We start from the raw sequence: 7,114 nt of genomic DNA on the forward strand, positions 1-7,114 counted from the left end.
TTTCAGCTAATATCCCCATCATGATGATTTGTTGGCAACTGGTTTTTCTTTAGTCTTCTCCGGTAAAACAAGTAGATAAGAAGGGATAGACCTGCCAAAATAATAAATACTGGTGAATTACCGATTAGAAAAATAAACACTCCTGAACAAAAAGACAGCAATAACTGGACACTAGTTATGAATTGTTTCTTCGTCTTTTCCCATGTATTTAATTCACTGTTATCAATTGAAGGAACTATAATCTTATTCTCTGTAAACGATATTTCCACGGTTGAAAGACTTACTTGGTTTTGTAAATATTTTATTCTTCCTTTAATTTGCTCCATCTCTTCTTGAATCTTACCTAAATCTGCGGAAATTTTTAGTAAGTCCTCTGTCTTTTGTGCTTCTTGCATAAATTGCAATAGTCGCTCTTCTACCGCTTCTCTTGACTTCAATCTAGAGCTTAAATCTACATATTCCTCGGTAACATCCATACCTTCAATGGATTGGTGATGAACCTTAACACTTAAGTCTTCAATTTCATCTAAGAATTGCTGAAAATGCTCTTGAGGGATCCTTACAGACAATGAACCCTCTACCTGTCCATCACTAATTTGTTGACTAGATGAATTAGCAATGTAACCCTTCTTCTCAACAATCAGCTGTTCCAGACTGTCTTTCGCTTTGTTAAAATCCTTAACCTCAATAGTAATACTAGCATGATAAATGATCATCTGGTTGGATTGAGGTTGATTTGTACTTTTAGAATCGGTACCACTTGAAATGGCGGCTGGCTCTTCAGCAGACTCTGCTTCTTCTACTTCTGACTCAGTAGCTTGATTATCCATTTTTGAATCCTCATCGATCGAAGACTCCTTTCCCGACATATCCGCTGATTCCTCTTTATTTCCTCCACTACAACCAATAAGTGTTACCATTAATATGATAAATAATGACCATAAAACCATATCTTTCAGCTTCAAACTAGGCCCCTCTTTTTTACATAGACGAAAATATTACAGATTTGTTACAAAATAATGAATATTAAATAAAATTTCTTGGTTTTATAATACCCTTTAATTGGATACCTTGCCTATACTAATTTTGACACACAAAAAAGGGACCTCAACTTGCAAGTCCCTTTTCATATTTTCTATTACTATATCTAATCTATTGGTTTTTGGGTTTAGGGTTTGGTTTGGTTTGGGTTTAATCTCGGTCTCGTGCCGAGGCCGCACCTACCCGAATACCCTTCTTCCCACCTCCCCTGAATGGTGTTCACATTCAGGAGTGTGAAAACAACAATTAACTACCAGCACTATCCACAGTCAGAGCCCACTACCTACCCAGCACTCAACATATTAAATTGAGACTTCACTAACTTAAAGTATATCCCCTTAGAATCCATAAGCTGAGAATGACTACCTTGTTCCATGACCTCACCATGATCAAGAACGAATATTTTATCCGCTTCTCTTATAGTTGATAATCGATGGGCAATGATAATGGCAGTACGATTTTGTAGCAATGTTTTTAGTGCTGTTTGAATCTTAACTTCTGTTTCAGTATCAATACTTGCTGTCGCCTCATCCAAGATTAAGATTTTCGGATCAGCTAGTAGAGCACGTGCAAATGATATGAGCTGACGCTCTCCGACAGAAAGCACATTTCCTCGCTCTTCTACTTCCGTTTCATACCCACTTGATAGCTTTTCAATAAAGAGATGCGCTCCGACAGCAGTAGCTGCCTTCTTTACCTCTTCATCTGTTGCCCTGGGGTTACCAAATCGAATATTGTCCATAATGGTTCCAGAGAAAATAAATGTGTCCTGTAGGACTACACTAATTTGTGAACGAACACTTTCAAGTGAAACGTCCAATAGGTCAACACCATCAATCTTCACACTTCCACTAGTTGGATCGTAAAATCGACCAATTAAATTGGCAATCGTCGTTTTTCCAGAACCAGTGTGTCCTACTAGAGCAATCGTTTGACCTGGTAGCATCTCAAGTGAGATTCCTTTAAGCGCTTTTCGATTCTCGTCATAAGCAAATTCTACTTGATCAAATTCAATGTGGCCCTTAATATTTTCTAATCTCTCTGCATTTTCTTTTTCAGCCACATTTGGTTCTTCATCCAAAAATTCAAATATACGTTCGGATGAAGCCATTGCCATCAATAATTGGTTATATATTTGCCCAATCCTTGAGATTGGTTCCCAAAACATCCCTAAGTAAAAGGCAAAGGAAACAAATACACCAATTTCAATCGTTCCATTAGCAACTAAACTAGAACCATACCAAATTAGGATGGCTGTTCCAATCGCATTAGACATTTCTACAAACGGACGGAACATTGCATTTTTCTTCGTTGCATCCTTCCATGAATCATGAGTTTCTTTATTGACACCGTCAAAGAACTCCATATTTTCATGCTCTTGGGTAAAAGCTTGTGTAACACGAATACCTTGAATACTTTCATTTAGATGAGAGTTTAACTTAGATTGTTTCATTCTTACAAGCTGCCAAGACCGTCTAATTTTCTTACGAAGACTTGTAGAGATGAAAAACATAATAGGTAAAATAATCATTACGGCAATCGTAAGTTCAGGGCTTAACATAAATAGAATGACAAAAATTCCTATTAACATGATTAAATCCATCAGTAGATTGATTACTCCACTCGTGAACAATTCCTGTAGTGAGTTAATGTCATTCAGTATCCGTACAAGTATGGAACCAGCTGAACGTGAATCAAAAAAACGATGCGACAGCCTTTGGATATGTGTAAATAAATGCTGACGTAAATCATAAATAATGTTTTGACCTAAAAGATTTGTCCATCGAATTCTATACACATTTCCGATATAGGATATGGTGTATAGGCCAGCAATAATGAGCACAAGTGTAATTAATAGATTCGTATCCTTTTCCTTAATGGCATAGTCAAATGTCCATACCCCAATAATGATTGGAACAATTAGACGCACAGCTGTTGAAAGCATCATTGCCAGAAAAGCAAGTGGTAGTAATTTTTTTGAATATGGCTTCATATAGGCAAATAGCCTTGAAAGCTGTCGCCAGTTAAACGGACTTTCAATCACCTGTTCTACCGAGTACTGGAACCGATCTAAATGTTTCTTTCCTTCTACTCTACCTTTCATTGATATCCCCCCTCCTTATTGTCCTTGTAAGACAATTTCTCTATCTTTATATTGAATGTCATAAATTCTTTGGTATGGCCCATGATTATTGAGTAGTTTTTCATGAACTCCTCTTTCAACAATAGCTCCATTTTCAAGAACAATAATTTCATCAGCATGTTTCAAGGACGAAATTCGGTGAGCTATAATAAATGTTGTCCTACCAGTCATGACCTCTTGGAATGCCTTTTGAATCTGAAACTCTGTTTCCATATCAACCGCACTTGTCGCATCATCTAATACTAGAATACTAGGATCAATGAGGATAGACCGTGCAATGGCGATCCGTTGCTTTTGTCCACCTGAGAGTCCCATTCCTCTTTCACCTAGCATCGTATCATAGCCCTCAGGTAACTCCATGATAAATTCATGAGCCTGAGCCCGTTTAGCTGCTTCGATGATTTGTTCCATCTCTGCATTGGGATTACCATAAGCAATATTAGCCTTGATAGAGGAGGAAAACAAGAAGGACTCCTGTAAAACAAATCCTATATTCCGCCTAAGTGTATTAAGGGAATACTCTTTAATATCAAGACCGTCAATATAGATTTGTCCGCTTGTCGGCTCATAAAATCTTGTAATCAGCTGAGTAATACTCGTCTTGCCACTACCCGTTGCACCTATTAAACCAATTACTTTACCTGGCGTTGCATCAAAGTTAATGGATTGAAGGGCAATCGCATCTTCTTCTTTATACTGAAGAGTGACATCCTTAAATTGAACATGCCCAATGAGTCTTTCTTTTTCTATTGGATTTGCAACCTCATGGATCTCAGTGTCAGCTTCTAAGATTTCAAGAAGACGCTCACCTGATGCTTTCGATTGAGAAAAAAGATTAATGACAAAACCTAAATTCATAATTGGCCACATAATGTACCAAACTAAACTAAAGAATGCAACTAATTCTCCCGGCTTTACAACATCATTTATAACTAAGTACCCTCCATAAGAGAGTAAAGCCACTACACATATATTTCCGATGAATTCCATTAGAGGAAAGTATTTAGCCCATATATTAGAAGTAGTAAGGTAATTATCACGATAGTCTCCGTTTGAATCGTTAAATTTCTCAATTTCAAAGTTTTCTCTTGATAAGGACTTTACCGTGTTTATTCCGCTAATGTTCTCTTGTACCTTTGTATTAAGCTTACCAAAGGACTTTCGAATGCCCCTGAAGGCAGGGTGAACCTTCTTATCAAAACGGTACACGACGACCGCTAAGAATGGCAGAGCTGCCATAGTTACAAGGGTTAGCTCGACTGAATAGTAAAACATGACCCCTAAACTAATCGTGATTAGTAACATAAAGCGCAATAACTCCGCAAATCCGAATGATAAGAAGAAGCGAAATCCTTCAACGTCTGCGGTTAACCGTGACATCAAGTCACCTGTTTTTGCATTATCAAAATAGCGAAATGGAAGGAATTGAAGCTTCTCATATAAAGCATTTCGAAGACGATAAACAGAACGGATCCCGAACATATCTCCTAAGTATTGATGAAAGTAAGTTGTGATACCTTTTATTGTCATAATACCAATAAACCCAATAGCCAAATATGGAATGTATTCATAACTCCCTGCAATGATGACATCATCAATGGTAAATTGTAGGATTATTGGATACATAACGGTAATGACCGTCACAAATAGTAAGAATAACAATGACCAGTAAAAATAAGGTAAATAAGGCCAATAAAATTGCTTTAGTTTTTTAAATGTCTCCATTTTGGTTACCCTCCTTAGTTCCGTACATTCAATCAAAAAAATAGAACATAGTTAAAAATATATCGGATATCGAAGTAAATTGCCAGTATTTTGTTTATTTTTTTCAAAACATTTCTAATTTTTAAAACCTTGTATACTAAGGGTTTTACTTGTAAATGAATTAAAAAATCCAGCGTTTAATTATACCCGCTGGATTTCTAGCTTATAGTGCAGCTTCGTTTAAGACTCTGTCTACTCGTTTTGTTAACATCTTCATTCCACTACCACCCGCTTGAAAATGTCTTAATTGTCCTGCTTTATCAAAAACGTAATAGGCTGGTACATATTCGTTTTGAAAAGCATTGGTTAATTTATGCTCACTATCAACAAAAATGGGTTGTGTAATATTATGTTCTGCTGCAACTTCTTTTATTTTTTCAAGATCTAGATCTTCTTCTGATCTAGGCATATGAACAGCCACCACATTCAAGCGATCTTTATAATCATCACGGAATTGATTGATTTCAGGCATGGCTTCCTTGCATAAATAACAACTAACCGACCAGAAATGAACGAGAGTTGGATTCTCCCCAATTAATTGTTCCTTTGTTACTTCACCATTTACCCATTCGGTTGCCCCATCAAATGCCGGCATTGGCTCTCTCAATTTCATAAACTACCTCCTCACTTTAGCATAAAAAGGCCTAACACATTTCTATGTTAGACCTCCTATTTTTAAGCATTTAAAGTTGCTTGACCTGGCTTCCAGTTTGCTGGGCAAAGTCCACCCGTTTGAAGAGCTTGTAAAACACGCAAAGTTTCTTCTACATCACGACCAATATTATTATGGTTGACAACGGAATACATTAATTCACCATCAGGACTTATAATAAATAATCCGCGAAGAGCGATACCTTCCTCTTCAATAAGAACACCGTATTCACGGGAAACAACATGATTGGTGTCTGCTGCTATTGGATATAACAAATCTCCTAAACCATTATCTTTACGATCTGTTTTAATCCAAGCAAGATGTGTATGAATAGTATCTGTTGAAACTCCAATAACCTCTGCATCTAAATCTTCAAACTCATCATAACGATCAGATAGGGCTGTGATTTCAGTCGGACAAACAAATGTGAAATCCATTGGATAGAAAAATAGTACCGTCCATTTTTCGTTTTTCATGTTGTCCTCTAAGCTTACTTTACCAAACTCTTTGTTTGCTAAAACTGCATCCATTTCAAAACGAGGTGCTTGTTTACCTACCATACGCTCTGCCATATGTGTCTCTCCTCCAAAAGTTAATTTTAATTGAGTCACAAACAGTAGTTTTCTCAATTAATATGTTTTTTAATCTCAACTAGTATTATATTGGGACATTATTTTACAGTCAAACTTAAGTAATAATAATTTTAAATAGAAACCTTATATAGACACTTGTAAAAATTTTATTGTACCTAAAGGAAGAAGCAAAGTAATTAGATTTTCGATCTCACAAAAAAAGAAGGAACAGCTCCAATCACTGTTCCCTCTAACCTATTGAATTAATCTACCTTCAACCTGTTGGCAAATTTCATCAGCAGTATATCCAGAAGCTTTAATAACAGATCCAGCTGTTACGGTATTAGCAATACCCATTACATTAGAATCTTGACCTGTAACTACACAACAGTCACAACCTTTAGCATCTTCCTCGTTACGTAAGTCTACGACATCATACCCTTTTTCTTGTAAGGCTTGACGCACATCAGATAGTGATTGTTCTACACCAATACGTGCCATTTTCTCCACCTCCTCAAGTGTAATGTGCAACAATTCGAGGAAAATTATTCTTTATTTGGCCCATTATTTTTCTAATTAGGCAACAAGAGCCAAATGCCATTCTCAAAGACAAAAAACTTCAAAGTTAGGGGATCCTTGTCTCGGTTAATGATTATTCAGGATTGCAAGAACCAGAAATAAGGGATAACTGTCTCGATTAGAGACTATTCGGGACTGCGAGAACCAGAAATAAGGGATAACTGTCTCGATTAACGACTATTCGGGACTGCGAAACCCCAAAACAAGGAATCTCTGTCTCGATTAGCTACTAATCAGGACTGCGAGAACCATAAATAAAGGATAACTGTCTCGATTAACGACTATTCGGGACTGCGAGACCCCAAAACAAGGAATCTCTGTCTCGATTAGCTACTAATCAGGACTGCGAGAACCAAAAATAAA

Annotated in this window: 6 protein-coding genes; all 6 read right to left on the bottom strand. The window is 36.8% G+C overall.

All coding sequences use genetic code 11. The annotated features are described in order from the left end of the window. Nucleotides 1-2: 2 nt before the first annotated feature. Entirely contained in the window at nt 3-965 is a 963-nt protein-coding gene (locus tag ACOI1C_RS02360) for a DUF4349 domain-containing protein (RefSeq protein ID WP_422507585.1), read from the bottom strand. A gap of 359 nt (nt 966-1,324) precedes the next feature. Next, nucleotides 1,325-3,145: an ABC transporter ATP-binding protein gene (locus ACOI1C_RS02365; protein WP_422507587.1), complete on the bottom strand. Its 1,821-nt coding sequence runs from the start codon at nt 3,143-3,145 to the stop codon at nt 1,325-1,327. A gap of 15 nt (nt 3,146-3,160) precedes the next feature. Beyond that, nucleotides 3,161-4,909 (bottom strand): ABC transporter ATP-binding protein, encoded by a 1,749-nt coding sequence (locus ACOI1C_RS02370; RefSeq protein ID WP_422507589.1) that lies wholly within the window; start codon nt 4,907-4,909, stop codon nt 3,161-3,163. A gap of 202 nt (nt 4,910-5,111) precedes the next feature. Beyond that, nucleotides 5,112-5,561 (bottom strand): TlpA family protein disulfide reductase, encoded by a 450-nt coding sequence (locus tag ACOI1C_RS02375; protein WP_422507591.1) that lies wholly within the window; start codon nt 5,559-5,561, stop codon nt 5,112-5,114. Nucleotides 5,562-5,623: 62 nt separating this feature from the next. After that, nucleotides 5,624-6,172 carry a peroxiredoxin gene (locus ACOI1C_RS02380; RefSeq protein WP_422507592.1) on the bottom strand — a complete coding sequence of 183 codons (549 nt, stop codon included), beginning with the start codon at nt 6,170-6,172 and terminating at the stop codon, nt 5,624-5,626. A gap of 255 nt (nt 6,173-6,427) precedes the next feature. Continuing rightward, complete coding sequence (locus ACOI1C_RS02385; protein ID WP_422507594.1) at nt 6,428-6,673, bottom strand: YkuS family protein; 246 nt, start codon at nt 6,671-6,673, stop codon at nt 6,428-6,430. Nucleotides 6,674-7,114: the final 441 nt, after the last annotated feature.

Source organism: Bacillus sp. DJP31, from assembly GCF_049310945.1.
Taxonomy (GTDB): Bacteria; Bacillota; Bacilli; order Bacillales; family SA4; genus Bacillus_BS.